This is a genomic window from Amycolatopsis sp. NPDC033938 (assembly GCF_055575975.1).
On record NZ_JBVIRO010000006.1, the window covers coordinates 337,990 to 364,699 of the forward strand.

The 26,710-nt window shown below is 68.1% G+C and carries 24 protein-coding genes; 12 read left to right on the forward strand and 12 right to left on the reverse strand.

Annotated features, from left to right (window positions below; genetic code table 11):
- The first annotated feature begins 38 nt into the window (after nt 1-38).
- Nucleotides 39-950 carry a LacI family DNA-binding transcriptional regulator gene (locus ACZ5ZX_RS19225; RefSeq protein WP_465503349.1) on the forward strand — a complete coding sequence of 304 codons (912 nt, stop codon included), beginning with the start codon at nt 39-41 and terminating at the stop codon, nt 948-950.
- Here the strand turns inward: ACZ5ZX_RS19225 and ACZ5ZX_RS19230 are convergent.
- Nucleotides 940-2,112, reverse strand: coding sequence for a Gfo/Idh/MocA family protein (locus ACZ5ZX_RS19230; RefSeq protein ID WP_465503350.1), 1,173 nt, complete (start codon nt 2,110-2,112; stop codon nt 940-942). The two genes, ACZ5ZX_RS19225 and ACZ5ZX_RS19230, sit on opposite strands and share 11 nt — an antisense overlap.
- 193 nt (nt 2,113-2,305) lie before the next feature.
- On the opposite strand from ACZ5ZX_RS19230, the gene ACZ5ZX_RS19235 reads away from it, so the two are divergent.
- Nucleotides 2,306-3,295, forward strand: a complete 990-nt coding sequence (locus ACZ5ZX_RS19235; protein ID WP_465503351.1) for a LacI family DNA-binding transcriptional regulator — start codon at nt 2,306-2,308, stop codon at nt 3,293-3,295.
- A gap of 115 nt (nt 3,296-3,410) precedes the next feature.
- Here ACZ5ZX_RS19235 and ACZ5ZX_RS19240 read toward each other — a convergent pair whose 3' ends face one another.
- Nucleotides 3,411-4,424, reverse strand: coding sequence for a LacI family DNA-binding transcriptional regulator (locus ACZ5ZX_RS19240; protein WP_465503352.1), 1,014 nt, complete (start codon nt 4,422-4,424; stop codon nt 3,411-3,413).
- 175 nt (nt 4,425-4,599) lie between these two features.
- Here ACZ5ZX_RS19240 and ACZ5ZX_RS19245 point away from each other — a divergent pair, with 175 nt between their 5' ends.
- Complete coding sequence (locus ACZ5ZX_RS19245) at nt 4,600-6,438, forward strand: cellulase family glycosylhydrolase (RefSeq protein WP_465503353.1); 1,839 nt, start codon at nt 4,600-4,602, stop codon at nt 6,436-6,438.
- Nucleotides 6,439-6,568: 130 nt separating this feature from the next.
- Complete coding sequence (locus tag ACZ5ZX_RS19250) at nt 6,569-7,357, forward strand: pectate lyase (RefSeq protein WP_465503354.1); 789 nt, start codon at nt 6,569-6,571, stop codon at nt 7,355-7,357.
- A 453-nt stretch (nt 7,358-7,810) separates the two neighbouring features.
- On the opposite strand, the gene ACZ5ZX_RS19255 is transcribed toward ACZ5ZX_RS19250, so the two are convergent.
- The 5 genes from ACZ5ZX_RS19255 to ACZ5ZX_RS19275 form a co-directional block, all read right to left on the reverse strand.
- Nucleotides 7,811-9,067, reverse strand: coding sequence for an HNH endonuclease signature motif containing protein (locus ACZ5ZX_RS19255; protein ID WP_465503355.1), 1,257 nt, complete (start codon nt 9,065-9,067; stop codon nt 7,811-7,813).
- 401 nt (nt 9,068-9,468) lie between these two features.
- On the reverse strand, nt 9,469-10,011 hold the full coding sequence (locus tag ACZ5ZX_RS19260; RefSeq protein WP_465503356.1) for a hypothetical protein: 543 nt from the start codon (nt 10,009-10,011) through the stop codon (nt 9,469-9,471).
- 57 nt (nt 10,012-10,068) lie between these two features.
- Nucleotides 10,069-10,437: an AtuA-related protein gene (locus tag ACZ5ZX_RS19265; protein WP_465503357.1), complete on the reverse strand. Its 369-nt coding sequence runs from the start codon at nt 10,435-10,437 to the stop codon at nt 10,069-10,071.
- Nucleotides 10,437-11,720, reverse strand: coding sequence for an acyclic terpene utilization AtuA family protein (locus ACZ5ZX_RS19270; RefSeq protein WP_465503358.1), 1,284 nt, complete (start codon nt 11,718-11,720; stop codon nt 10,437-10,439). Before ACZ5ZX_RS19270 ends, ACZ5ZX_RS19265 begins: the two co-directional genes overlap by 1 nt.
- An 8-nt stretch (nt 11,721-11,728) precedes the next feature.
- Nucleotides 11,729-13,018, reverse strand: coding sequence for a CitMHS family transporter (locus tag ACZ5ZX_RS19275; protein WP_465503359.1), 1,290 nt, complete (start codon nt 13,016-13,018; stop codon nt 11,729-11,731).
- Nucleotides 13,019-13,120: 102 nt separating this feature from the next.
- Between ACZ5ZX_RS19275 and ACZ5ZX_RS19280 the strand changes: the two genes are divergently transcribed.
- The 4 genes from ACZ5ZX_RS19280 to ACZ5ZX_RS19295 all read left to right on the forward strand — a co-directional run bounded on the left by ACZ5ZX_RS19280 (nt 13,121) and on the right by ACZ5ZX_RS19295 (nt 17,341).
- The gene (locus ACZ5ZX_RS19280) at nt 13,121-14,065 is read left to right on the forward strand and encodes a LysR family transcriptional regulator (protein WP_465503360.1); all 945 of its coding nucleotides are present in this window, start codon (nt 13,121-13,123) and stop codon (nt 14,063-14,065) included.
- Nucleotides 14,066-14,128: 63 nt separating this feature from the next.
- A complete protein-coding gene (locus tag ACZ5ZX_RS19285; protein ID WP_465503361.1) occupies nt 14,129-15,628 on the forward strand; it encodes an FAD-dependent oxidoreductase in 1,500 nt (499 codons plus the stop codon).
- The gene (locus ACZ5ZX_RS19290; protein WP_465503362.1) at nt 15,625-16,713 is read left to right on the forward strand and encodes a hypothetical protein; all 1,089 of its coding nucleotides are present in this window, start codon (nt 15,625-15,627) and stop codon (nt 16,711-16,713) included. Before ACZ5ZX_RS19285 ends, ACZ5ZX_RS19290 begins: the two co-directional genes overlap by 4 nt.
- Nucleotides 16,714-16,741: 28 nt before the next feature.
- Nucleotides 16,742-17,341: a TetR/AcrR family transcriptional regulator gene (locus ACZ5ZX_RS19295; protein WP_465503363.1), complete on the forward strand. Its 600-nt coding sequence runs from the start codon at nt 16,742-16,744 to the stop codon at nt 17,339-17,341.
- Nucleotides 17,342-17,360: 19 nt separating this feature from the next.
- Here ACZ5ZX_RS19295 and ACZ5ZX_RS19300 read toward each other — a convergent pair whose 3' ends face one another.
- Both ACZ5ZX_RS19300 and ACZ5ZX_RS19305 read right to left on the reverse strand, forming a co-directional pair.
- On the reverse strand, nt 17,361-17,741 hold the full coding sequence (locus ACZ5ZX_RS19300) for a VOC family protein (protein ID WP_465503364.1): 381 nt from the start codon (nt 17,739-17,741) through the stop codon (nt 17,361-17,363).
- Nucleotides 17,738-18,520, reverse strand: coding sequence for an arsenate reductase/protein-tyrosine-phosphatase family protein (locus ACZ5ZX_RS19305; protein ID WP_465503365.1), 783 nt, complete (start codon nt 18,518-18,520; stop codon nt 17,738-17,740). The genes ACZ5ZX_RS19300 and ACZ5ZX_RS19305 overlap by 4 nt, the downstream gene beginning before the upstream one ends.
- A 104-nt stretch (nt 18,521-18,624) precedes the next feature.
- On the opposite strand from ACZ5ZX_RS19305, the gene ACZ5ZX_RS19310 reads away from it, so the two are divergent.
- A complete protein-coding gene (locus ACZ5ZX_RS19310; RefSeq protein ID WP_465503366.1) occupies nt 18,625-19,137 on the forward strand; it encodes a MarR family winged helix-turn-helix transcriptional regulator in 513 nt (170 codons plus the stop codon).
- 233 nt (nt 19,138-19,370) lie between these two features.
- Here ACZ5ZX_RS19310 and ACZ5ZX_RS19315 read toward each other — a convergent pair whose 3' ends face one another.
- Nucleotides 19,371-19,733 carry a DUF6223 family protein gene (locus tag ACZ5ZX_RS19315; RefSeq protein WP_465503367.1) on the reverse strand — a complete coding sequence of 121 codons (363 nt, stop codon included), beginning with the start codon at nt 19,731-19,733 and terminating at the stop codon, nt 19,371-19,373.
- A 186-nt stretch (nt 19,734-19,919) separates the two neighbouring features.
- On the opposite strand from ACZ5ZX_RS19315, the gene ACZ5ZX_RS19320 reads away from it, so the two are divergent.
- On the forward strand, nt 19,920-21,038 hold the full coding sequence (locus ACZ5ZX_RS19320; protein WP_465503368.1) for a sensor histidine kinase: 1,119 nt from the start codon (nt 19,920-19,922) through the stop codon (nt 21,036-21,038).
- Nucleotides 21,035-21,718, forward strand: coding sequence for a response regulator (locus ACZ5ZX_RS19325; RefSeq protein WP_465503369.1), 684 nt, complete (start codon nt 21,035-21,037; stop codon nt 21,716-21,718). Before ACZ5ZX_RS19320 ends, ACZ5ZX_RS19325 begins: the two co-directional genes overlap by 4 nt.
- A gap of 64 nt (nt 21,719-21,782) precedes the next feature.
- Here the strand turns inward: ACZ5ZX_RS19325 and ACZ5ZX_RS19330 are convergent, their stop codons facing one another.
- Both ACZ5ZX_RS19330 and ACZ5ZX_RS19335 read right to left on the reverse strand, forming a co-directional pair.
- Entirely contained in the window at nt 21,783-22,328 is a 546-nt protein-coding gene (locus tag ACZ5ZX_RS19330) for a hypothetical protein (protein ID WP_465503370.1), read from the reverse strand.
- 59 nt (nt 22,329-22,387) lie between these two features.
- Entirely contained in the window at nt 22,388-25,864 is a 3,477-nt protein-coding gene (locus ACZ5ZX_RS19335) for an indolepyruvate ferredoxin oxidoreductase family protein (protein WP_465503371.1), read from the reverse strand.
- Between the two features lie 162 nt (nt 25,865-26,026).
- Here ACZ5ZX_RS19335 and ACZ5ZX_RS19340 point away from each other — a divergent pair, with 162 nt between their 5' ends.
- A complete protein-coding gene (locus tag ACZ5ZX_RS19340; RefSeq protein WP_465503372.1) occupies nt 26,027-26,497 on the forward strand; it encodes an Lrp/AsnC family transcriptional regulator in 471 nt (156 codons plus the stop codon).
- The last annotated feature ends 213 nt before the right edge of the window (nt 26,498-26,710 follow it).

The window sequence follows — 26,710 nt, forward strand, 5'->3', positions numbered from 1 at the left end:
GTCATTTCTTTCTGCAAGGGAGCGGAGAGGAGTACGGCATGCGCCAAGATCTCGGCGGGCCGACGTCCGCCGACCACACCATTCCGGGCGTCGGTGTCCCGCGGGCCACGGCGTCGGGCGTGATCGGCGTCCTCGTCGCCGACCTGACCGACCCGTGCTCCGCGCGGATCATCGACGGCGTCCAGCACCAGATGTTCCTCGCCGATCACCTGGCCTTGGTGTGCAGCACCGGCAACGACCCGCTTCGCGAGATCGCGCAACTGGAGCGGCTGCGGCGATTGCGTGCCCGCGGCGTCATCCTCGTCGGTGGCAGCGTCCGTGGCCTGCGGCACCGGCTCGAACTTTCCAAACTGCTGAAGGACTTTCTCCGCCGCGGCGCCGATGTCGTCCTCTGCGGCAGACCGCCGCTCCCCGGGCTCCCGCAGGCGACGGCCATCACCTTCGACAACATCGGCGGGACGATCCGGCTGATCGAATTCCTGACCGGCCTCGGTCACCGCCGGATCGGCTACCTCACCGGACCACCCCACGACACCGCGACCAGGGAACGCCTGCGCGGATTTCGCACCGCCACCCGCGAGCACGACCCAAGCCTGGTGGTCGAGGGGGCGTTCACCTTGGATTCGGGCTGGCGGGCAGGCCAGGAACTGTTGCGGCACAACGAGGTCACCGCGATCGTCGCGGCGAACGACCTGATGGCGCGGGGTGCGCTGGCCGCCGCCCGCGCACTGGGGTACGCCGTCCCCGGCGGGCTTTCCGTCGCGGGCTTCGGGGACGCCGGATTCTGCCGGGACACCCGGCCGCCCTTGACCACCGTCCGGCTTCCACTTCAGGAGGCCGGTGTCGAAGCGGGACGGCTCGCCTGCGGTATCGGCGCCCGGCCGCGGACCGGGGTGCTCCGGCTCGGCAGCGAGCTGGTCGTCCGGCGGACCACCGGTGTCACGAAATGACGGGCACCCGGTGAACACCACGCCACCACCGGTTCGGCCCCGCCCACGGCACCCCGAGTTCCGAGAAGAGGGCGAGCCGTTCCGCGGCGACGGCGACCTCTTCGGCGATCCCCCGCACCACCGGATGCCGTCCCGGACCCGCGCCGACACTGCGGATCCAGCCGTCGGGGATCGGCGCCGGCTCGGGCGCGTCCCGCACCGCCTGCACCACCGAAGCGAACGCACGGGTCCGGCTCAGCGGGGCGAGCAACGGGATCCGTTCCGGATCTCGCCGGTGTTCGATCAGATTGCGCAGCAGATCCGCCGGGGGCGCGACGGGGATCCGCTCGTCGTTGATCTCGAGCCGATGGGTCTTGTACCAGAACTTCGCCCGCCCGCCGGTGCCGTGCACCAGGACGTAGGGCTCGTGATCCTGTTCCGCGCAGAGGGAAGCGGCCACGACGATCTCCGGCCCCTGGTCGAATTTCAGCCGCAGGCAAGCGGTGTCGTCCGCTTCGAGGTCCCGCGTGCCGAACAGTTCCAAGGCGATGTCCGCCGGATCCTGCTCCCCGACGCCTGCCACCAGCAGCGCGGTGGCGACAGCGTGCGAGAACGGGTTCGTCAACGCCCCGTCCACCACCGCTTCGCCGTCCAGCCACCGGCGACCCGCCCACGGGTTACGCGCGTAGTAGGCGTCGGTGCGGACCCACGCGCCCGCCGCGCCGACCCCGGTGACCTCACCCAGCTCGCCCCTGGCGATCGCGGCCGTCAGCGGCGGCAGCGCGGCCGACCCGAAACTCTGGAACCCCGTCTGGCAGATCCGGCCGGAGCGGGCGGCGAGTTCGGTCAGCGCGAAATACCCGTCGAGGTCGAGCACCGGCGGTGTCTCGATCAGCAGGTCCCCGCCTGCCAGCAGCACCGACTCGGCCACCGCCCGATGCGTATGGGGAGGCGAGGCGATCACCACGACATCCGGGCTCACCATCCGCATCAGCGCGTCGACGTCCCGGTGCACGGAGGCGCCGTCGGGGAGCAGGTCGAGTGCGGCGGAAGACGGCTCGCGGATGTCACAGAGCCCGGCGAACTCGATCAAGCCTTCGTCGTGGAGGTCACGGGCTCTGCGGACGTAGGTGGCCGCGTATCCCGACGTGCCGACGACGGCAAGGCGTGCGGTACCCGCCATTGGGTCTCCGATCCTGCGAGTTTGCGCGTTTTCTGCGAGCAAACCGTACGGGTGACATCTTCTCGATGTCAAGGACGAAATCGCAGGTAGAACGCGGTTTTATGGGCAGGCGGGAGGGCGGCAGGGGGTAGCGAATTGACAAGGCGGCAGACCATTTACATGATGTTGTGCAAGTCTGCGCAAAGGGAGTTCCGTGACCGTCACCATCTACGACGTCGCTCAACGGGCGAAGGTGTCCATCTCCACGGTCTCCCGCACCTTCACGACCCCAGATCTGGTCAGGGCCGAGACCCGGAACCGCATTCTCGCCGCGGCGGGCGAACTCGGCTACTCCCCCGTCGGCGGACCTCGCAAACCGGCGAAGAGCACCGGCCAGATCGGGATCATCGTCTCCGATCTCGACAACCAGTTCTTCACGGGTGTCCTCGACGGAGCGCAATCCCGTGCCAGGCAGGCCGACACCGCCGTCCTGTTCGCCAAGAGCGACCAGGACCCCATCGTCGAGGAGAACCTCGCCCGCAGCATGGCCAAACAGGTCGACGGCCTGGTGCTCTGCAGCCCCAGCATGTCGGACGAGCAGCTCCACGAACTGGCCGCGCACACCTGGATGGTCCTGCTGAACAGGGAGGTCGAAGGCATCCCGTCGGTGGTGGTGGACAGCCCTGGCGGGATGCGCCAGGCCGTCCAGCACCTCGCCGCGCTCGGCCACCGGAAATGCGCGTTCATCGGCGGACCGAAGGATTCCTGGTCCTCGGCCGCCCGCAGACGCGGGCTGCTGCCCGCCGCCGAAGAACACGGGATCGAGATCGCGGAGTTCGGACCGTTCCCGGCGCGGTTCGAAGGCGGGCTGCAGGGCGCGGATCTGGCGCTCGCCGCCGGTGTGACCGCGATCGTCGCGTACAACGACATGGTCGCTTTCGGTGTGCTGGCAAGGCTCAACGCCCGCGGGGTCCCGGTACCGGACGAGATCAGCCTGGTCGGCTTCGACGATCTCGTGTTCGCCGCGATCTCGGCTCCTCCGTTGACCACGGTGTCCATCCCGGCCGAGGCGGCGGGCCGCGCCGCGGTCAATGTCCTGCTCGCCCTGCTCGAAGACGACCATCGGGTGGCGGCCAACCAATCGCTGGACACATACCTCATCGTCCGGGCGACCACCGCGCCGCCGTCCGCGGGCCAGCACTGAGCCGGCTGCCGGCGAACCCGCGCATGCTCCGCCACGAATCGGTCCCCCTCGAACGTTAGCGTTAACACCACGAGAGGGGTTCACGCTATCGCGTTCACGGTGACTACTCAACGACTCAGCGCAAGGTGCTGTCGCGAAGCACGACCTCTCCCTTGACCCGGATCACTCGCTTGCGACCGCCCTGCCGCTCCTCGTCGAGCACCAGTGACGCGGCCATCCGGCCCATGTCCTCCAGCGGGAGGCGCACCGTGGTCAGCGTGGGCGCGAGATCCCGCAGGGACGGGATGTCGTCGAAACCCGCGATCGCGACGTCCTCCGGGATGCGGAGGTTCCGGTCACGGGCGGCGGCGATCGCCCCGATCGCCATCACGTCGTTGACCGCGAAAACGCAGCCGGGCCGCCTCGTCCGATCGAGGAGTTCGTTCATCGCCTGGTATCCGCCGTCCCTGGTGAACTCGCTGGGCACGACGACCTCGGCCCGCCTGCCCCGTTTGGCGAGTCCGTCGACGAAACCGTCGACGCGGTCCCGTGCCGTCAGCAGATTCTTGGGGCCGCCGAGAACGGCGAAGGAGCGATGCCCCAGTTCGGTCAACGCCGACGCCAATTCCCTGGCACCGGACCGGTTTTGGGGCAGCACGGTGTCGGCACCCAGTTTGTCCTGGCCGATCACCGCCACCCGGCCGCCGTCGGAGACGAACTCCGCGATCGCCTCGGCCAGCCGCTTGGTGTGCCCGCTGTCTGTGGTCCGGCTGCCGACCATCACGATGCCCCGAACCTGACGCGCCCGCATCGTCGTCACGTAGCGCAGTTCCTGCTCCGGCCGGTGCAGGGTCGTACCCAGCATCAGCTCGCCGTGTGGTTCGACCACGGTGAGCGCGGCCGCCGCGATCACCGAGAAATACGGGTCCTGGATGTCGGCGACCACGAGACCCACGACGTCGCTGCGACCTCGCGCGACAGCCTGCGCGAAGGCGTTGGCGGTATAGCCGAGCTCGGCGGCGGCCGCGAGGACACGCTCGCGGAAACGCGTGCCCACAACACGTTCACTGCCGTTGACGACCCTCGACGCCGTGGCCAGCGAAACGCCGGCCCTCTCGGCGACATCCGCCAAAGTGATCTGCGAACCCACGCCGCCCCCGCTCCGGAAACCGGTTTCCCATCATACCCAAAGCCGGGCCGATCCTCACGGAACACTCTGGCGCGTGGCGACCACGGCCACTACAGTGCACTAACGCGATTTTTTCTCACGTTTCCGGATCGGGATGAGCGACCAGGTTTGCGGTCCTACCTACCGAGGTGAAGCCATGAAACGAATTCTCTTTCTCCTGTCGGCGCTTCTGCTGCTCGCGCCGATTCCCGCCGGAGCGGCCGCGGCCGAGTCGCCACTCTGGTTCGACAACGGATCCGTCGGAGTCTCCGGTGAGGTGTTCCGCGACGAGCACGGCCGCGAGGTGGTCCTACGCGGCTTCAACGTGTCCGGGGAGGCCAAGCTCGCCGAATTCCGGGGCCTGCCCTTCGCGACGGTGGACGACGCCCGGACCTCGGCCGCGGCCATGCGGCGGCTGACCGGCGCGAACGCGGTGCGATTCCTGGTGACGTGGGCGTGGATCGAACCGGAACCGCGGAAGATCGACCGGGCGTACCTGGCCAAGGTCACCGAGCAGATCTCCGCCTTCGCCGCCCAAGGCATCCGGGTCTACCTCGATTTCCACCAGGACCTGTACTCGAGGTACCTGTTCAACCCCGGGAGCTGGTACACCGGTGACGGCGCACCCGCCTGGCTGATCCGCGCCGGCGGCTACCCGCCGGAATCCTGCGGGATCTGTTTCCACTGGGGACAGAATGTCAAGAACAACCAGGCCGTCACCAGCGCGACGTACGACTTCTGGCACAACCGGGAACTCGCGACCGAGGCGGGGCCTATCCGGATCAGGGACGAGTTCGTCCACCAGGCCGGCGAAACCATGCGTTACCTCAAGGAGAACCTCTCCCCCGCCGCGTTCCGGCTCATCCTCGGCGCCGACCCGATCAACGAGCCCTACGCCGGACGCTACGACTCCGGCCAGACCGGCCCGACCTGGGAGCGCGACCTGCTTTGGCCGTTCTACCAGCAGTTCCGCGGCCGGATGGACCAATCGGGCTGGGGTGACAAGGCGGCTTTCGTGGAACCGCACATGTTCTGGAACCAGAACGTGGACCTCGTCGCCGAACCCGGCGGGCTGACCGGCGTACCCACCCTCGGCAACCGTTACGTGTTCAATTCACACTTCTACGACGGCAAGGCGCAGTCCGGGGTGCTCAAACCCGGCTTGGCCAAGGACGGTGAGTACGTCAAGGACTTCGGCCTGATCCGTGACCGTTCCCAGGCGCTGAGCACGGCCGGGATCGTGTCCGAGTTCGGCCACCCGGTCGCCGGCTTCACCTCCGACAAGACGCCCACGGTACTGAAGGCCATGTATCAGGCGCTGGATTCCCGGGTCACCGGCGCGAACTGGTGGTCCGGCGCGGCGGGCTCCGGACGGCCGTTGTCCGGCAGTCAGTGGCATTGGGACATCTACTACAACCGCCACCACGAGCTGATGAACGACAACCCGGACAAGGTCCGCACCGAGGGCGACGCCATGAACGACGAGCACTTCTCCGCGGTGCGGACCGACGGTGGCGACGCGAAACTGACGATGGACGGCAAACTGGTCGACCGGGTCTTCCCCCGCGCCGTCGCGGGTGACACCAAGGCCTTCACCTACGAAGACCGGGCTGTCGCGTCCTGGAACCGGATCCCCGATTCGATGCCCGCGCTCAACCGGGTCGCCGGCACCGGACAGTACGGGGTGCTCGTCTGGCGCTCCAACGGCGGAAAGGCACCGACCGAACTGCATCTGCCGTCGTCGTTCTCCCGCACGCAGACCACCGTCGTCAGCGACCTCGGCTCCAGCACCGGCCTGCCGGCGTACACCGGCGCCGAACCGGTCTCGATCGCTCCCGAACCGGGAGAGCCCGGCGTGAACCGGCTGATGCTCTCCTCCGCCGACAGCGGCCACGTCCACTTCGCCTTCGTCGGCAACGGATCCGCCGTGGCTCCCGCCGACCTGCGGGCCGCGCAGGCGGAGCTGACCACTTGGGTGGCAACGAAATTCCCGTGATCCCGCATGCGGCACGACCCTTGCGGAAAGCGCTTTCCCACCCGTACTCTCTCCATCAAGCCCGGCTTGCATGCTGAAGAGGCTTTCCCGCGGGGATAGCCGAACCAGGAGGTACGACCGGAGGTTTTCCATGAGCAGCAAGGGATGGCGCCGCGTCTTGTCGAGCGGAGCCGCCGTGGCCTTCGCGGCGAGCACGATCGTGCTCGCCGCGCAGCCCGCGCAAGCACTCACCCCACCCAAAGCGAACGGCGAGGAAACCGTGACGAGCACGGTCAAACTCTCCGGCTCGCGGGACTACGGGATGAAACGGATCATCCCGCAGGGGCTGGGTGGCGGCGGTGGCAGCGAGAGCCAGAAAGCGGTCTTCGAACTCGCCGATGGGGCCACCCTCTCCAACGTGATCATCGGCAAACCCGGCGCCGACGGCGTGCACTGCCTCGGCACCTGCACGCTGCGCAACGTGTGGTGGGAGGACGTCGGCGAGGACGCCGCCACCTTCAAAGGCACCTCGGCCTCGCAGACGATGACCATCGATGGAGGCGGCGCGCTGAGCGCGAGCGACAAGGTCTTCCAGCACAACGGTCCCGGCACGATGATCATCCGGAATTTCGCCGCACAGGGTATCGGCAAGCTCTACCGTGCCTGCGGCGACTGCAGCAACAACCCGCAGAACCGGCACGTGCGGGTGGAGAACGTACGGATCGAGATGTCGGCGAAGAACGTCGTCAGCATCAACGTGAACTACGGCGACACCGCACGGCTGAGCAAGGTCACCCTGGTCGGGGACAGCGGCAAGAAGGTCTCGATCTGCGACAAGTACAACGGCGTCAAGAAGGGTGACGGTTCGTCCAAGAAGGTCGGCACCGGGGCGGATGGGAAGAACTGCATCTACTCCGCTTCGGACATCATCTACAAATAGGGGTTGAGTGTCCTCGTCTCCCTTTCGTTCGTGCCCGGCGTGCGGGCACCGGCGAGCGACGCCGTGAAGGCCTCCTTCCCTACTCTGAGGGTAGGGAAGGAGGCCTTCACGGACTTCCCGGCTTGAGGGGTGCTGGGCGTGAGTGGCGATTCGGGTTTCTCTTGAGCGGTAAGCCGAGCGTGGACGCACGGCGGCTTTCCTCTCCTTGAAGCCACAGCGAAGAACACTTTCGCGACAGAGGCTCGGTACGCTGCGCTTGCCCAAATGCCACGTTGGGGAAATCGGACCGCGGTGGAAGCCGCTATCGCACTAAGCCACGTTTGCCTTGCCTGTCCATAGCCGTCGCTACCACTCAACCTGTTTGCGGCCGGGCGGGCACCCGAGCACGTTCTGCGGGCATGCCGAGGGGCCCGTCGCCGGTGTGGCTGGCGGGCTCCTCGGGTCATGCGGGGGTTAGGCGGCGCGATGCAGGGTGTTGCGCCGGGGTCTTCGCAAGGGGTCCAAATACTGGGGCGGCCTGAACTCCGGTAGCCCGTCAGGAGCCATGCGGACTTCCCAGTCGCCGTGGTGGATCAGCCGGTGATGAAAACCGCAGAGCAGGGTGAGATTCCGCAGATCGGTGGGTCCGCCATCGGCCCAGTGATCGATATGGTGGGCGTGGCAGTGCTTCGGCTGCCGATGACAGCCCGGGAACGCACAACCCCGGTCTCGGATGTTCAACGCCCGTCGTTGTCCGGGGGTGACGAACCGTCGCAGCCGCCCCATGTCCAACGGTTCCCCGGAAGCGCTCAGCACCACCGGCAACATCAGGCAATCACACGCCGCGAGTCGTGCCTCGCGGGCGGTCATCTGGCCGACGAAATCCAGACACGCGGTCCCGATCCCAGACTTCAGCTCTTCAAGCCCGATGGTGACGTGGAGCAGGGTCCGGTAGCCAGAAGTGCCGGGCTGGTCCGGGCACGCGATCGCCAAATCCAAGACCTCCGCGAACGCATCGCCTTGCCGTTCTGCCTTCGTGCGGGGATCCGCCTGGCCGAACTCATCCACCGGACGGGGCTTCGCGTAGGCATCGAGCACGGCCGCGGTCCGGGCACCGAGTTCATCGTCGAGAAGGCCGGTCAGCTTCCAGAAGCCGTCCTTGCGGCGTTCCAGGGTGACTTCCCGCACGGGCTGGGCCGGTTCGGGATCCTTCGGCTCCTTGCCGTCGGGGTCGAGCCAGCCCAGCAGGTTCTCCTCCGCCTTCCCGAGCTGTTTCGGCCCTGCCTCGCGGGCAAGATCAGCCAGGACCTTCTCCGCGTACTCCCGGTCCTCTGGGGCCGTATCCGCCGGGATCTTCTTCAGAATCTCCAGGATCTGATCGATCCGATGCTCCCCGATCACACCCTCAGCAGCCGCCGCCGCGGTCGCCGGAGCGAACGCCGGAATCTCCGTGCCATCAAGTGCGCGGGTCGGGTTCAGCGCGATCGCGCGGCGCACGATCGCGCCCGCCTCACCCCGGGTCAACCCCGCCACATCAGCAAGCCACGACGCCGTCGAACCGTAGCCGTACAAGTCTTTCGGGCCCCGGGACTCGACCTCCGCCAGAAACTGCCCCAGCGCGGCGGAGGCGATCCGGATCACCTGCAGGGTCTGCTGCACGCCATGGGCAAGCTCCAGCCTGCCGGCACGCCACAACTCCTGCGGGAGTTCAGGAAGAAAAGTCTCGGACACCCCTCAATAATACCAAACAATGCTCGAACAGGTGTTCGTAATTTTACGTAACAATGAATCGGCACATTGACCACTGAAGGGTGATAACGCCAGGCAAGTCGGCTACTTCGCGAAGTCATCGCACTTGAAGTCGCTTGACGTGGCGCCAGGCGATGATGCAGGTGGCCAGACTGGGACGGTCGCCGCCGGTCAGCGAAATCGACAGCGGAATGCCGGGGCCCTCGGTCAAGACGTGGTGCTTGAAGCCGGACGGGCGCGGTCAACCGGGGGTTACACGCCGACCGGGGCGGCAGCGGTTCGATGCGCTACCGCATCCCGTCCGACACGATCCACGGTGACTCCTCACTGCCCCGCATCGGCAGATCAACACATCATCTCGCCAGGAACTCGTAGTCGGCCAATTAACCGGCTTGCGCTATACCGAGGCAGCCCAGAAGCCGGAAGAACAACTCTTCCACGAACAATTCAGTACCGTCGAAGACCAGTTGAAGCTCATCGACCGAAGCCGGGGTCAAGCCCGACTCGTACGCCCACGCCGAAGCCCGTTGAGCCGCGGCCAGGCCCATCGGAACCGTCGCCAGGAGGCGTTGCCGAACTTGCGCCACCTCGCTTTGATAGGCGACCTTTTGTTCGTCGAGCGCCTTTCCAGTCAGCTCGTTGCCGTCCACGTCGAACGGGGCGGGCGGCAGCACCAGGTGACTGAGCACGCTCTCGAAGTTGAGATAGGTCATCCAGCGACCCGAGGAGTGGCTGACCGCCGTGAGTCGTGCGCCGTCGCTGTCGTAGACCTCGGCAGCAAGGACGGAACCGGTCTCGGCGAGCGTGTCGCAGGCGCCGTCGGGCAGTCCGCCCCAAACCCGCCAACCACGCCATGGCTCGGTCCATCGCGAGTCATCGATGGATTCGACACCGGCACGTTCACCGGCTGATATCAGCTCGGCCACCGGCTCAGGCGACCGACACACGACAAGCGTTCCCCAGAATCCCATAAGGACGACAAACTAGAGGGCATGATCATCGCGGTCAACCTCATCCGGCGATCTCGGCTGAATGCGGAACTCCCCGAGGTCGATCACCATGGACAGCAAGCGAAAGCTGAGCCCCTTGCCATGGGTATCAAGCGCAAGCGAGGTCGTGACCCCACCGTCGAGCGCCTGACGGCAGCAGAACTGCAACGCGCACAGGTTCGGCAGCACGTACCGCACGACCTCGCCACGCACTTGCCCGGCCAGGTGTTCGCGCACCCGGTCGGCGGTCACCTCCCGCACCAGCTGCGAGAAAAGCTCGTCATGATAAGGAAAGAGCGACAGGATCGACGTGTCGCCCTTGTCGCCCGCCCGGCAGTGGGCGATCTCGTGCAACATCACCATCACGGCTCCTCGAAGACGGTCACGGCCGGTTCGGCGATCTCCCGGTCGGCGAGCGTGGATACGATGCCGATCACTTCCGACGTGGTGGTCCGCACCCCGCCGCCACCGGCGGGACCATTGGTGTACAAGGATTCCACCTCGTGACAGACCAGCTCCGCGAGTTCCGTCCCCGGAGCGAGCGCGGCGACCCGGAGCCGCGACTCTCCTGAGTCCTCAGTGGACAGTATGTCGACGCGGGTTCGCACCCCGCTGCCGGACAGGCGTGCGGTCACGATCTCGCCGGCCAGCCGCGCCCGCCGAGGCGCGTTCGGGCCCACGTAGGAGATTTCCGCCTCCGCGCGGAAACCGGCACGGTAACCGACACTGACCTTCAGCTGGTCCGGCCTAGGGCGTCCGATGGCGCCCCTGACCGCGACCCGGTCCGGTCCGATCTCGTCCACGATCACCTCGCGCAGGTCCAGCGTCACATCAGGAGTGACGTACCCGGTCGGGTCGGTGATCTCGTAGAGCAGCTGCTCGCGGACCGTCGCCTTCGAGACGAGGCCGCCGCTGCCCGCCGGTTTGCCGATCACCGCCGAGCCGTCGGCGTCGACGTCGGCGAACGGGAAGCCGAGTTCGCCGAGTCCCGGCACGTCCTTGAACCCGGGGTCGGCGAAGTAGCCCCCGGTGATCTGCCCGGCGCATTCGAGCAGGTGTCCCACGAGGGTCCCGGCGGCCGCGGTGCCCGGCGACAGCGGATCCCAGCCGTGCCGGTGCGCGAGCGCGGCGAGGAACAGCGACGGATCCGCGACCCGGCCGGTCAGCACGACGTCCGCGCCGGTGTCGAGCGCGGGCATGATGGCGTCGGCGCCGAGGTAGGCATTGGCGGACACCAGTTCGCCGTGCGCGTGGAGCGGGCGGCCGTCTTCCATGGCCGGGCTTCCCTGGTCGAGGCGGGCGAACACGTCGTCACCGGTCACCACGGCGACGCGCCGCGCGCCCGGCAGCCCGGCCGTCACCCGCCCCGCCATCAGCGGGTTCGCGGCACCCATGTTGCTCAGCACCCGCACTCCGTACTCGGCGGCGAGGGGAAGCAGCCGCTCGAAGCGCGCGACCAGCCGCGGGTCGTAGCCGGTGTCCGGATCGGCGAGCCTGCGCTGCTGGCCGAGAGCGATCGTCCGCTCGGCGAGGCATTCGAGGACCAGATCGGCCAAGTCACTTTCCCGTACCAGTCTTTCGGCCGGTTCGAAGCGATCGCCCGCGAAGCCCGCTCCGCTGCCGATCCGCACCCGTGTTCCCCGCATTTGCCCTCTCACAACGAAATCGCACCGGTGAGCAGGGCGACGACGGTCATCACGATCGTCGTGCCGAACGCCCATTTGAAGATGAACCGCTGATGCTCGCCGAACTGCACCCCGGTCATTCCGAGCAGGATGAACGTCGCCGCCGTCAGCGGGCTGAGCGGGAAGCCGGTCGTCATCTGCCCGAGCAGCGCCGCCCTGGCGACCTCGGCCGGGTCACCGCCGAGCGCGGCACTGGTTTCCGCGAGGACCGGCAGCACGCCGAAGTAATAGGAGTCCGGGGTGAAGACCAGGCTCAGCGGCATGCTGGTGATGGCCGTGAGGAGCGGAAGGGCACCGTCGGCCCAGCCCGGGATGACGCCGACCAGTGTCCGGGCCATCACGTCGATCATGCCGGTGCCAGAAAGGATTCCGGTGAACACGCCGGCGGCGAAGATCATCGTGGTCACCAAGACGACGTTGTGGCCGTGCTTCTCGAAAAGCTCCTGCTGCTGTGTCCACTTCGGCCGGTTGATCAGCAGCGCCAGCACGAACGCGACGATGAACAGGACCTCGAGTTTCGCCAGCTGCGCGAGCAGCGCCACGACCAGCGCCAAGGTCAGCACCACGTTGCACCAGAAGCGGATCCGGTCCTCGCGATCGCGCTCGGAGCCTTGGCTTTCGTCGTCGCCTGCTTCGAGGGTGACGACGCCGAGCCGGTGGCGCTCCGAGCGGCCGATGAGCCAGGCCGCGACGAGCACCCACAGGATCCCGGCGATCATGGCGGGCAGCAGCGGCAGGAAGATCGACCCACTGTCGCGGTCGAGTGCCGCCATCGCCCGCGCGGTCGGCCCGCCCCACGGGATCATGTTCATCACACCCGCGCCGAGGCCGACCACCCCGGCGAGCACGAGCGGGCGCATCCCGATCCGCCGGTAGATCGGCAGCAACGCCGAAACCGTGATCAAGAAGGTGGACGCGCCGTCGCCGTCCAGCGCCACCAGAAGGGTCAGCACCGCCGTGCCGACGGCGATCTTCAGCGGATCGCCCTTGGCCCAGCGCAGGATCCGGCGCACCGCCGGATCGAACAGGCCGGTGTCGATCATGAGGCAGAAGTACAACACCGCGAAGGTGATCATGATGGCCACCGGGGCGACCGTGGTGAGTCCCTTCCCGATCAGTTCACCGATCCGCCCGCCCGCGCCGACGGCGAACGCCGCGAGGATCGGGATGACGGTCAGCGCCAGCAGCACGGACACCCGCCGGGACAGTACCCCGGCGAGGAATACCGCGATCGTCAGGAAACCCGCCACAGCAAGCATTTCCCGGGCCTTTCGACGGACGACAGGTCATCGTTGACCCGCTGACTGTGAGCCAGCCGGTATATCGAGGTCAAGCAAGGGTTTCGCATAGACTCATGCGGTATGCGCATGGATCTGACCATCCACCAGCTCCGGGCCGTGGTCGAAGTGGCCGATTCGGGTGGCTTCACCACCGCCGCTCAGCGGTTGCATCTGGCGCAGTCCTCGCTCAGCCGCGCGATAGGCGAGGTCGAACGACGGGTCGGCGTGACCCTGTTCGAACGGACCACCCGCAGTCTCGTGCTCACCACCGAGGGCGAAGAGTTCGTGCGCATCGCGCGCACCGTCGTCACGTCGTTCGACACGGGGATGCGGCATTTCGCCGGATTCCTCGACGGCACCAGGGGCAGGGTGCGGGTCGCGACCTTGCCCTCGCTCGCCGCGATCCTGCTGCCGCCGGTCGTCGCGACCTACCGGGAACGTCATCCCGGGGTCGAACTGTCTATTGTGGACGCGCTGTCGGACGAAGTACTCGATCAGGTTCGCGGCGGCGACGCCGATCTGGCCGTCTCCGTGGTGACGAAACCGTTGCCGGGCTTGACGGTGCACGCACTCGCCTCGGACAGGTTCTGCTGCGTCTTCCCGCCGTCCCATCGCTTCGCCACCGAGCGGACACTGTCATGGACGGATCTGGCGGACGAACCGTTCATCACCTTCGCCGTCGAAAGCAGTATCCGCGGTCTGGTCGACCAGGCATTGCGTGACACGGGGACAGTACCCGGCCGGATCATCGAAGCCCGCAACATCGCCGCTGTCGCCGGACTGGCCGCGGCAGGCCTCGGCGTCTCCGTGGTGCCGGGTCTGGTCCTGCCCTTGATCGAGTTCGCCGGACTGGGCGTTCTGCCCCTCGACGACCCGCCGCTGGAACGAGCCATCGCCGTGGTGCGCGACCCGCACCGGCCGCAAGCCCCCGCTGTCGGTGACTTCCTCGCCGCGCTGCTCCAAGCGAGGGACACCGCGACGCGGTTACCTGCGGAGGCCCGGTGGAGTGTCGGCGACCAGCCTTGACACCAGCCTTCCGTCATTCATACATTCGACGTCACTTTGTATGAATGACGGGAGTTGATCCGCATGCGGCTCGGCAAGACCGCCGTCGTCCTGGGTGGCAGCGCCGCCGGTCTGTGCACCGCGGGAGCGCTCGCCCCGCACTTCGAGGAAGTACTGGTGCTGGAACGCGACGAGCTCCCGGCGGAAGCCGAACACCGGCGTGGCGTGCCGCAGAGCAAACACCCGCATTTCCTGCTGAACTCGGGCCGTCGTGCGATCGGGGAGCTCTTCCCCGGTTTCGAAGACGACCTCATCGCCGCGGGCGGCCTGCATCTGATGCCGTCCATGGACGCCGCCTATCTCGACGGCGAGGGCTGGTCGGCACGCAAACGCGGCACGATGACGATGATCTACAGCTCGCGGATCCTCATCGAACGCGTGCTGCGCGACAAGGTGCGGGGCTTGGCGAACGTGACCATCCGCGAAGGGGTCGCGGTGACCGGCCTGACCGTACGGAACGGCGGCACCCCCGACGGGGCCGTCACGGGTGTCGATTTCTCCACTCCCGACGGCACCGAGCGGATCGACGCCGACTTCGTGGTGGACGCGATGGGGCGCGGTTCCCCGGTCAGCGGCTGGCTGACGGCCGCGGGCTGGCCCGAGCCCGAAGTGCGGACCCTCGACGCCAAGGTCACCTACACCTCACGCTGGTACGACCTGCCCTCGCCGGCGGAGCGGCCTCCCTCCTGGTGGTGGCGGCACCTGGTGATCATGCCGACCCCGGACAAGGGCGAGCACCCCGCCGAACACGAGTTCCTGGTCAACTTCTTCCCCATCGAAGGCAACCGCGCCATCGCCTGCATGGGCTCATGGGGAATCGAGATGCCCCGCACCACCGACACGTTCGTCGAAGCGGCCCGCCGGGTGCGGACGCCGTTGTTCGCCGAGGCGATGGACCGGTGCTCCCCCACCTCGGAGGTGCACCTGACCCGCTCGACCGGCAACAAATGGCGACGCTACGACCTTTTGCGCACCCCGCCGAAGGGTTTGGTGTTCGTCGGCGACTCGATCTGCGCGTTCAACCCGTTCTACGCGCAAGGCATCAGTTCCGCGGCGGGTTCGGCGTTGCTGCTGCGCGAACATCTCGCACGTGCCGATCGCCTCGACCTGAAGTTCTCCTCAAGATTCCTTACGGCGCAGCGCAAACTGCTCAGCGTCCCGTGGAGCCTCGCGATGGCCAGGGACGGCGGCTACGAGTGCGCGGCGGGGACCGAGAAGCTGCCCGAGTGGCGACGACGCGTCGTCGCGGCCATGTCCAGTCCGGCGTTCAGCCTCATCGTCGGTGCGGCCCGTGAGGATCCGGTGGTCGACGAACACTTCGCCAAGGTGTTCAATCTCGACGAGTCGCTGGGTGCCATGCTGCGGAACCCTCGGGTGCTGGCCGGGCTTCTGCGCTACCGCGTCCGCGCCGCACTGGGCAAGCACCGGGTTCCCTTCGGCTTCGATCCGCAGGCCGAACCGCCCGCCACCGACTACTCGCCGGACAGCACGGCCACCGCCTCGGCGTCGGTACCCGCGCGATGAGGGCCGTCTGCGGGCCGGAGGCGGAGGCCGTCACCCGCGATCTCGGCTTCGACTGCCACGACGTCTCCCCCGTGGTCTCGCTCCGCTTCCCGTGGGATCTCGCCGAGCCGACGATGCCGCTGCTCGAAATCCTCGTCGTCGGCGGCGCCGTATTCGCTCTGGTGCACGCCATTCGCCGCCACCGTTCAGGCGATTCGACGAACTTGGCGCTGTGGTTCGCTTCGCTCGTCTATCTCTTCGTGATCGAACCTCCGCTGTACTTCCCGGAGTGGTTCGGTCTCGAGCGGCAGTACGGCTTCATCTTCGCCCACAACCAGTTCACCGTGCAGTTCATGTGGGATCGGCTGCCGCTCTACATCGTGGCGTTCTATCCGGTGATCAGTCAGGTCGCGTACGAACTCGTGCGGTCACTCGGGATTTTCCGGCGTCGCGGCGCGCTCACCGGATCGGTGGCCGTCGCCTTCGCCTGCCAGGTGTTCTACGAGGTCTTCGATCACCTTGGCCCGCAACTGAAATGGTGGGCCTGGAACGGGGACAACCGGATCGTCAACCATCCCGCGATGGCGTCGGTGCCGATGAACAGCATGCTGTTGTTCGCCTCCGTTTCGATGGGGGCCATGACCTACCTGGTCGTGCGCTTGACCGGCGGCATGCGAGGCGGGCGATCGCTGGCCCTGCGCATCCTGGTGGCCGGTGTCCTCACGCCGCCGACGATGGCGATCGCCGGTATCCCGTCGAGTTTGTTCGGCGGGGACGAACCCGACACGACCGCGCAGGCGTGGGTCCTCGGCGTCGAGCTCGCCCTGCTCTGGGCGGCGGGCGCGTGGATTCTCGTGTCACACCTGCGATCCCCGGATCGTGGACCGAGTGAACCGCTGTCCGCCTTCGCCCGCTTCTATCCCGCCCTTTACCTGGGTGGCATGGCCGCGTTCTGGCTGAGCGCGCTCCCCGCGTACTTCTCCGCGAAGAACGGCGTCACCGAGGACGGCACCCCGATCGGAAGCGGCCTCTACGCGCTCATCTGCTTCCTCGGGGCGGGTTTGGTGCTGGCCGCGGTGTACCGGAAGACACCTGCCACTGGCTGAGGCGTCCCCCTCGGGGAAGATGGAGCGCATGGGGCACCATGGATGGCAGGGCAACCCACCCGGCACCGAAGACGAAGCACGCCGCCGGATCGTCGAGGCGGCGACGGCCTGCATCGACCGTGTCGGGCTCGCCAAGACCAGCCTCTCCGACGTCGCCGCGGAAGCCGGCGTGACCCGGCAGACCGTCTACCGCTATTTCCCGAGCCTGGCGGAGATCCTCCGCGCTGTCGCCTTGGCGGGCGTCGAGGAGTTCGCCGGGCGGATGGAGCGTCATCTGGCCTCGTTCGGCAGCGCCGCCGAGGCGGCCGTGGAATCCGTGGTGTTCGCCGTCCGGACGGTCCCGGGCGAGCCCTACCTCGGCCTGCTCCTGGAAGCGGGCGAGACCGACTTCTTCACCGTCGAAGTCGCCTCCGCCCCGGCCTTCGCCCTCGGCGCGCGGATCCTCCGGAACGTGCCGGTCGATTGGGCCGCCGTCGGTGTCACCACCGACGAGGAACTCCAGGGGCTCGCCGAGATCCTGATGCGGCTCTTCCTGTCTTTTCTGCGCTACCCCTCGGCGGCGACGCTCAGCGACGACGAGCTGCGGAAACTCGTCCGCCGGTGGATCGGACCGGCTTTGGGCGGATGACCGCTGGGCCCGATCCGGGTCAGCGGGCGGGTTGGAACAGCTCGACGAGATTGCCCGCCGGGTCGGCGAGCAGGATCTGGCGGCCGCCCGGACCGGCGACGACGTCGCTGACGAAGGCCTGCCCCGCGTCACCGAGACGGGCGATCTCGGCGTCGAGGTCGTCGACGATGAGGTGGATGCGGTTACGGCCGGCGCTGTTGACGTCGTCGGGGGTGGCACGCGCACCGGAGCTCGCGGGCCCGGACAGCAGCAGCCGCAGCGGGCCGCGGACCACGTCGGCGAAGGCGGGCGCGGCATCGGTGTTGAGCGTGAAGCCGAGCCGAGTGGTGTAGAAGTCGATGGCGGCTTGGACGTCGTCGACGAGGTAACGGACGCTGGCGGTGCTGTCTGGTGTGGTCACGGCGATTTCTCCGATCCGTTGGTGGCGGCGAGAACGGGCAGCAGATGCCGAACGCGGGTGTCGATTTCCACCGCGGCCCGTTCGAAGGCGGAATAGTCGGTTTCACCGGCAGCGGCCGGGTCGCGGATGCTCCAATGGACCCGGCGCGCATGGTGGCCAGGCTCGGGGCAGACCTCGCGAGCCTTGTCGCACAAGGTGATCACGTGGTCGAACCGGCGAGCGGCGAGCGTGTCCAGGTGCCGGGGGCGTTGGCCGGATACATCGATGCCGAACATCTCGCGCAGCACCCGGACGGCGCCGGCGTGCAGCCTGGGTTTGGGGCGGCTGCCGACGCTGGTCACGGCCACCTGACCCGCGGTGTGGTGGCGCAGCAGGGCTTCGGCGATCGGTGAGCGGGCGCTGTTTCCGGTGCAGACGAACAGCACGGAGACCTGGCCGTAGCGCCGACCGCCCGGCGGAGCGGGTGGTGCGGTGTCCAGACGCAGTGCCGGATGCAGCGCGGCCCCGCTGCCGGTCAGCGCCTCGGCGCAGCGGTCCAGATCCAGGTGGTAGTAGCTGTCCCGGCCGTCGAAGCTGCTGCGCGTCGCGGCGACGAGCCCGCCGTCACGCAGCAGCCGCAGGTGGTAGGACACCAGGTTCTGCGGCTGGCCGATCCGCGCCACCAGCTCTCGCACCCGGTAGTCACTGTCGGCGAGTTCGGCCAGCAACCGCCACCGCAGCGGATGGGCCGCCAGCCGGACGAAGGCCGGTGGATCGACGACTTGCCCCGTGGGCACCATGCGTCGAATTTTACATCAAACCAGCTTGATGTATCAATGGGATTTGATGGGCTTTTCGAGCGGCCGACTTGCCGGGCCGATACTGGACCGGTTATGCATGAGTCATGCAAGCAAGGACGGCGAATCTGCTGGGCGCGGCGGCGCTGGCCGTATCCGACCGGGTGCTGGCGGATGCGCACCGGAAGGTCGGGGTCAGTGCCAGTGGCGCGGCGGCACTGGTGGTGACGTCGGCCGCTTCGGGGTTGAGTGTGTCCGAGCTGGGCCGGCGGGTGGGTCTGAGCCAATCCGCCGCCGCCCGCATGGTGGACTCACTGGAGCGGAGCGGGTTACTCGAACGGCGCCCTCGCCAAGGCCGGGAAGTGGCCGTCGAACTCACCCCGGAGGGGCGACAGGCGGCGAGCACCCTCCTGGAGGCGCGCGGCGCGGGACTGACCGGCTTGCTCGAAGAGCTCAGCGCGCAGGAGCAGGCCCAGTTCGCCGAACTGCTGGGCAAACTGCTGACCCGCCTCTACGCGGACGTCGGCAACGCCGATCTGTTGTGCCGGTTGTGCGACAGGGCGAGTTGCGTCGACGGCGCGGTGTGTCCGGTCGGGCAAGCGGAGCGGTCTCGGGAGTGATTCGGGTCGTAGCACGCGAGTTCCGTATGGGGAAAGACGTGAAGGCCCCCTTCCCTCGGCTGAGCCGAGGGAAGGGGGCCTTCACGCGCGGCCGGTGTGACTGGTGGTGCTACTGAGGCTCCGTTGATCAAGCCCGTGCCGCTCACGACCTGTGGACCGGCAAACCACACAAAGCTCCACACCAGTGAGTAAACAAAGACGAGTCCATCAAGGGGTCCTTCACAGCCCGGCCCCTACCGGGAGGACCCGCTGTGGGACCGGGAGCGAGCCAGGGTCAGCCCGCCGAGAAGCAGGGCGACCAGCCCGATGATCAGTGCCACGAAGGCCCCGGCCAGCCCGTTGCCGGTCCCGATTCCTCCGTCGGAAGTGGCGACGACCAGCCCCGCCATGACCATGCCGACCGCCGCCGTCACCACGGCCACGATGGCGCCGCGCCGTCCGGAACCACTGCCGAAGCGGCCGGCGGACCGAGCACGGGCGAGCCCACCGGCGACGACACCGATCAGGCCGAGCACCCCGGCCACGATGGATCCGATCCTCCCCGGGCTCAGTGTGTAGAGGTCGGCGGTCTGCTGGGCGAAGACATGAACGGACATGAGTTCTTCCTTCTCTCGGTGACACGCCGATCCTGTCCGCCGCCCCCACCACTCGTCGTCGCGCGGAGGTGGACATCCGGCACTGCCATCGCCGCGGCAGAAACCCGGGAACTACCACGGACGCGGTAGTCCGCCGTGGTCTTCACGGAGGATCACTTCGAGCCGCCGTCCGGCTAGGGTTCGGAGATGCGGAAGGCACGAATCGGGGCGAGAGACTGGGCGATCGCCGTCGGGGTGCTGGCGGTCCTCGTGGTCACGGTGGTGTCCCGCCTGCCCTCGGACACGAATCTCGAGCCACTCGGCTACGCGTTCTTCGTGATCGGAGGCGTAGCGCTGGCCGCGAGCCGCCGGGCGCCCGTCGCCGTGCTCGCCACGACAGGGCTGGCCGCGCTGGCCTGCCAGCTCGTGGGTTTCGACGTACCGGCCGTCGCGTACTTGTTCGCGGTGTACGCGACGATGCGGGCCGGGCACCGGATCGCCACGCTGGCCGGTTCGGTGGTCATGGTGCTCGCGCTTCCGTTCGCGATCCTGGCTTCTCCGCGCGTGGTGTCCTTGGGCGAGGCCTTCATGCACAGCCGCGAAGTCCTGCAACTGGCCTGGCTGATCGCCGCCGCGGCGGCGGGCGAAGCGTTGCGTCAGGCCGAGCGACGGGCCGACGAAGCCGAGCGCACCCGCGAGGAGGCCGCGCGGCGCCGGGCCGACGAAGAACGCCTGCACATCGCCAGGGAATTGCACGATTCGCTCACGCACCAGATCTCGGTCATCAAGGTGCAGGCGGAAGTCGCCGTCCACCTTGCCCGCAAACGAGGTGAAGAGGTCCCGGAGGCGTTGCTCGCGATCCGGGAGGCCGGTCGTGAGGCGGCGGGCGAACTGCGCGCGACCCTGGAGGCGCTGCGCGACGACGCCGAACATCCGCCGCGTGGCCTCGACTCCGTCCCGGATTTGGTACGACAGGCCAGAACGACCGGACTGGACGCGAAACTGACCGTCGAAGGAGAGCGTGCCGACGTACCGGCCGCGGTGGACCGGGCCGCGTACCGGATCGTCCAGGAGTCCCTGACCAATATCACCCGGCACGCCGCCGCCGCTTCCGCTTCGATCCGGATCGGCTACCGCCCGGACACACTCGTCATCCAGGTCGACGATGACGGGAAAGCCGTTCCAGGCACCGGCTCGGCGCCCGGGGTCGGGCTGCTCGGCATGCGCGAACGGGTCACCGCGCTCGGCGGCCGTCTCCGGGCCGCGCCACGTGGCGAGGGCGGTTTCACCGTCGAGGCCGAACTCCCCGTCGCGCGGTCGTCGTGATCCGGGTCCTGCTGGTCGACGACCAGCCGCTCATCCGCAGCGGATTCCGCGCGCTCCTCGACGCCGAAGACGGTATCGAGGTCGTGGCCGAAGCCGCGGACGGCGGTGAAGGGGTCACGCTGGCCAGAAAGCACCTGCCCGACATCGCGCTCATCGACATCCAGATGCCGCTGGTCGACGGCATCGAGGCGACCCGGCGCATCGCCGCGGATCCGGCGCTGGCTTCCGTGCACGTCGTCATCCTGACCAACTACGGTCTGGACGAGTACGTGTTCAAGGCGTTGCGGGCCGGAGCCGCCGGATTCCTCGTCAAGGACATCGAGCCGGACGACTTCTTGCACGCCATCCGTGTCGCCGCGCGCGGTGACGCGCTGCTCGCCCCGTCGATCACCCGCAAGCTGATCGACCGGTACCTCACCCTGCCACCCGCCACCGGGACCGTCACCGGACTCGCGGAGCTGACCAACCGCGAACGCGAGGCCGTCGTCATGGTGGCTCAAGGCCTGTCCAACGACGAGATCGCCGCTCGGATGGTGATCAGCCCGCTGACCGCGAAGACCCACGTCAACCGGGCCATGACGAAACTCCACGCCCGTGACCGCGCCCAACTCGTCGTGCTCGCCTACGAAGCCGGACTGGTCGCCCCCGGGGCGAAGGCCTCAAGACACGAAAGTCCGTGAAGGCCTCCTTCTCTACCTTGAGAGTAGGGAAGGAGGCCTTCACGGACAGTTCGCCGTGTGAGGGCTAGACCGCAGGAACCGCCGGGACGGCGGGCACCAGCAGCGTGGTCTGGATGTCGTAGTGCGCGTAAAGGCCGCCGGTGGAGCCGGTCTCCGTCACGCTGGTCCACTCTCCGTCCGTACCCGAACTGCCGGGGCAGGACCCGCCGACGACAGGGACGACGCCGGTCGTGGTGGTGGCGCCGAAGCCCTTGAGGGTGAACCCGGTGATCTGGGTCTTCACCCGCGGGTCGTAGCTGACGGCGCTGGCGACGGAGGTCGAGGTGGTGTGGTCGACGTTGTGGATCTTCTCGCCCTTGGTGCCTTCGCCGGTGACCCAGGTGCAGACGGCCGAGTAGCTGTCGGTCACGTCGTAGCTGAAGGTCACTCCGGCGGCGTTGGCCTGCAGTTTGGCGTTGTTCCAGCCGAAGGGGGTCTGGAGCTCGCCCTTGCCGACGAAACCGGTGCCGGTGGCCGTGTCCAGGGTGTAGGCCTGGGCGACCCCGCCGAACATGAGCGCGGCGCTCGCGGCGATTCCGGTGACAACGGCGATCTTGCGGTTGACCTTCATGTAGAACGACCTCCGGGAGCAGGATTTTTCTTCTGTACCCGGTCAGTCGTCATCCCCGGCTAGCGCGTTTGGGGTACAACGACCCCACTTTCCTGTGCCGTTCGGCCCAGCGGCGGCTCCGGCCGGGAAAGAAGCGCCGCCTGTTCCCGGCGATAGACCTCGACGTTCGCCAGTTTGACGTCCTCGTAGCCGCGGATCAGGTCAGGCAGCTCAGCCAGGGCGAGCAGTTTGTCCCGGTCGAGGTCCCCGGCACTGAACGCGGCGAGGATCGTCTCCCGGTACTGGCCGACGAGCTCCCGCTCGATCTTCCGGACCTTGGCCTTGCCGAACGGGTCCCAGCGCGTGCCGCGCACTTTCCTGGCGGCGCGCAGCGCGACGAACAACGGGCGGAACCCCGGTCCGAGCGCGATCTTCCGCTTCATCCCCAGCGCGCGGAGCACCGGCGGGTGCAGGCGGTAGGCGTAGCGGCTGCCGACGCCGAACTCCGCCTCGATCCCCGCGAGCACGGCCGGATCGAGGGAAAGCCGAGCGACCTCGTATTCGTCCTTGTACGCCATCAGTTTGTGCAGATTGCGCGCCACGGCTTCGGTGATTGCGGTCGAGTCCCCTTCCAGGACCCGGACGCGCTCGACGAACTGGGCGTACTCCCGCGCGTAGCGAACGTCTTGGTACCGAACGAGTTCCGGGACGCGGATGTCCAGCAAACGGGCGAGTTCCGAACCCGGCTCGGCGTGCACGAGCGCGCGAGCGCGGAGAGCCGCCTCCGACGGAGCCGGTGTCGTGGCGACGGCGGGAGGCGTGACTGCGTCGTGCAGGGCGCCGGGATCGGCGACGAGCTGCCGTCCTCGCCGGAACGCCTGAAGGTTGCCCGCGACGGCGACCCCGTTGAGTTCGATCGCGCGTTCCAGGCTGGCCGCGGCCAGCGGGATGGCGCCGGTCTGGTGCGCCGCGCCGAGCTGGAGGATGTTGGCGAACTGGTCGTCGTCGAACAGCGTCTCCGCCAGCGCCCTGGCGTCGAGCGCCACGGTGCGCGCCGCGTTCTCCGAGATCGCGCCGCGTACGGCGGCGGCGTCGGGGAAGGACACGGTGGTGTCGACGACCATCCGGCCGGTCGGCACCTCGGTCGTGGAGACCACGGCGGTGGTGCGGCCGGGATCGGCCACCGACAGATGCGCCGGGTCGGCGCCCACGAGGACGTCGCAGGCCAGGTAGAGGTCGCATTCACCGGCCGCGAGCTTCGGGGCCTGCGCCGTCGGCTCGGCGGTGATCTTCAGATCCGAGACGACGGCGCCGCCCTTCTGCGCGAGCCCGGTCTGGTCCAGCGTCCGGACCTGCCTGCCTTCGAGTACGGCGGCGGTGGCGAGGATCTGCGCGACGGTGACCACGCCGGTCCCGCCGACACCGGTGATCCGCACGGAGAAGTCGGTGCCCGTGGTGGCCGGCTCCGGGAGCTCGGCCGCGGTGATCTCGCCCGCCTGCCGCCGCTGTTTCCGCCCGGTGGGGACCACGGTCATGAACGAGGGACAGTCCCCCGCGAGGCACGAATAGTCCACATTGCACGAAGACTGGTGGATCGCGGTCTTACGGCCGAACTCGGTGGTGACCGGCTGTACCGACAAGCAGTTCGACTTCTCGCCGCAGTCGCCGCACCCCTCGCACACCCGCTCGTTGATCACGACCTTGGCGGCCGGGGTGTCCAGTTTGCCGCGACGTCGTTTGCGGCGTTTCTCCGCGGCGCATTCCTGGTCGTGGATGAGCACCGTCACCCCGGGCACCCCGGCCAGTTCCTCTTGGGTGCTCAGCAATGCGTCGCGATGCCGGACCTCGACGCCGTCGGGGAGGCGGACACCGCGGAACCGCTTCGGCTCGTCGCTGGTGATGACCACCTTCGCGACGCCTTCGACCAGCAGCAGTGACGCCAGCCGCTCCACCGGGAGCCCGCCGACGGCGTCCTGTCCGCCGGTCATCGCCACGGTCGCGTTGTAGAGGATCTTGTAGGTGATGTTGACCCCGGCGGCGACCGCGGCCCGCACCGCGAGGCTGCCGGAGTGGGTGAACGTGCCGTCGCCGATGTTCTGCACGAAGTGCGAGGCGTCGACGAACGGCTCCATCCCGAGCCATTGCGCGCCTTCGCCGCCCATCTGGGTCAAGCCGACGACGTCCCCGACCTGTTCCGGTTCCATGAACAACGCCATGGCGTGACAGCCGATGCCGCCACCCACCACGGTTCCCTCCGGCACCTTGGTCGAGGAGTTGTGCGGGCAGCCGGAGCAGAAGTACGGCGTGCGGGTCAGCAGCGGCACCGAGATACGCTCGCGGCGCCGCCGTTGCCGCCACGCGGTCACCGACGGGATCTCGTGGTGCTCACTCAGCCGTCCGGCCAGCGCCCTGGCGATGGCGTCCGGGTCGAGTTCGCCGAGTTCGGTGCACAGGGTGCGGCCGTCCGGACCGGTTTTGCCGTGGACGGCCGGGGCTCCGGCGGTGCCGTAGAGCACCTCCTTGATCGCCGCTTCGACGAAGGAGCGCTTCTCCTCCACCACGACGATCTCGGCGAGACCGTCGGCGAACTCGCGGATGATCGACGGTTCGAGCGGATGGATGACACCGAGTTTGAGGATCCGGATCCCGTGCCGGGACAACGCTTCGGCGTCCAGGCCGAGCAGCCGCAAGGCCTGCATCAGGTCCAAATAGGACTTTCCGGCGGTGACGATGCCGACGCGGTCCGCCGGTCCTCGCGCGACGATCCGGTTGACCCCGCTCGCCCGCACGTACTCGACGGCCAGCGGCAGGCGTTCGGTGTAGAGGCTGCGTTCGAGCGCCATCAGCGTGGTGCCGAGCAGCCGGGAGCTGGGCTTGTGCCGGTAGGCGGGCAGAGCCAGCTTTGGCGGTGTCCACTGTGGCCGGACCACCGCGGTGCCCGCGGCGTCGGCGACGTTCGCCACGAGTTTCATCGACGACCACAGCCCGCTCGCCCTGGACAGTTCGACGGCGTGCAGGCCGAAGTCCAGCACGTCCTGGGAATCGGCGGGGAAGAACACGGGCAGGGACAGGTCGGCCAGCGCGAGTTCGGAGGCGCAGGGCACCGAGGAGGACTTGGCGTTCGGATCGTCGCCGACCAGCGCCACCGCGCCGCCCGCCGGGTCGGTACCCGCGAGGTTGGCGTGCCGCAAAGCGTCCGTCGCCCGGTCCAGGCCGGGTGCTTTGCCGTACCAGAACCCGGTGACACCGCCTGCCGACGAACCGACCGACGCGGTGAGCTGGCTGCCCATCACCGCCGTCGCGGCGAGTTCCTCGTTCAGGCCGGGGCGGTGCACGACGTTGTGCTTTTCGAGCAGGACGGACCGGCGGCCGAGTTCGAGGTCGTAGCCGGCCAGCGGCGAACCCTCGTAGCCGGAGACGAACACCGCGGGGGACGCGCCGGTGGCGCGGTCGTGCCGCACCCGGTCGAACAGCATCCGGACCAGCGCCTGCACCCCGCTGAGGTAGACGGTGCCGTCTTCGACCAGATACCGGTCCTCCAACGTGAACTGCTCCACCAGACCTGCCTCCTTCGGCGCCCCCGGGCGATTTCAGGACAGGACACCGGACGTCGGAGGCCTGCCGCAACAAGGCGCAGCCTATTGCCTCGCCACACGCAAAATATCCGGGCCATATCCAGCGCTGGGCGAGATCCGTTGCGTCTGCGTACCATCCGGACCATGGCGGACCAGCTCATCGACGAGACCGATCGAGAAATCCTCGAACTGCTGCGAGAGGACGCCCGGCGCACCCTCGGCGACATCGGGGCGCGGGTCACGCTGTCCACCGCGGCGGTCAAACGCCGGATCGACCGCATGCAGGAGAACGGCGTCATCGTCGGTTACACCGTCCAGATCGACCACGCCAAACTCGGCTGGGGCATCGAGGCGTTCACCGAACTGCGGTTCACCGGGACCACCAAGGTCGGCGAGATCGTCCGTACGACCACCCGGATGCCGGAGGCACAGGCCGTGTTCACCATCGCGGGTGATCCCGACGCGCTCGTCTGGCTGCGGGTCCGCGACATGGGCCATCTTCAGCAGACGATCGACGAGATCAGGCGGCATCACCAGGTCACGGGCACGAAGACCCTCATGGTGCTGGACTCCTGGACGCGCGGGCAGCAATGGCCCCACGCCGACGACGTCTGAGGGTCGCTCGTGTGACCGGCCCGCTGCCGTGGTGGCGGACAAGCGCTCCCCACTGCGGGGCGCATCCCCGGCTGTCCACAAGGGACACCTTTCGAGGGCTCGGTGTCCGGTTGACGACGCTATGCACGGTTCCGCGGGGGGTGGTGGGTGGGGCGGGGGGGTCTGAAACCACATTGCACACAACACCCCCCCCCCCACAACCACCGGGGGGCT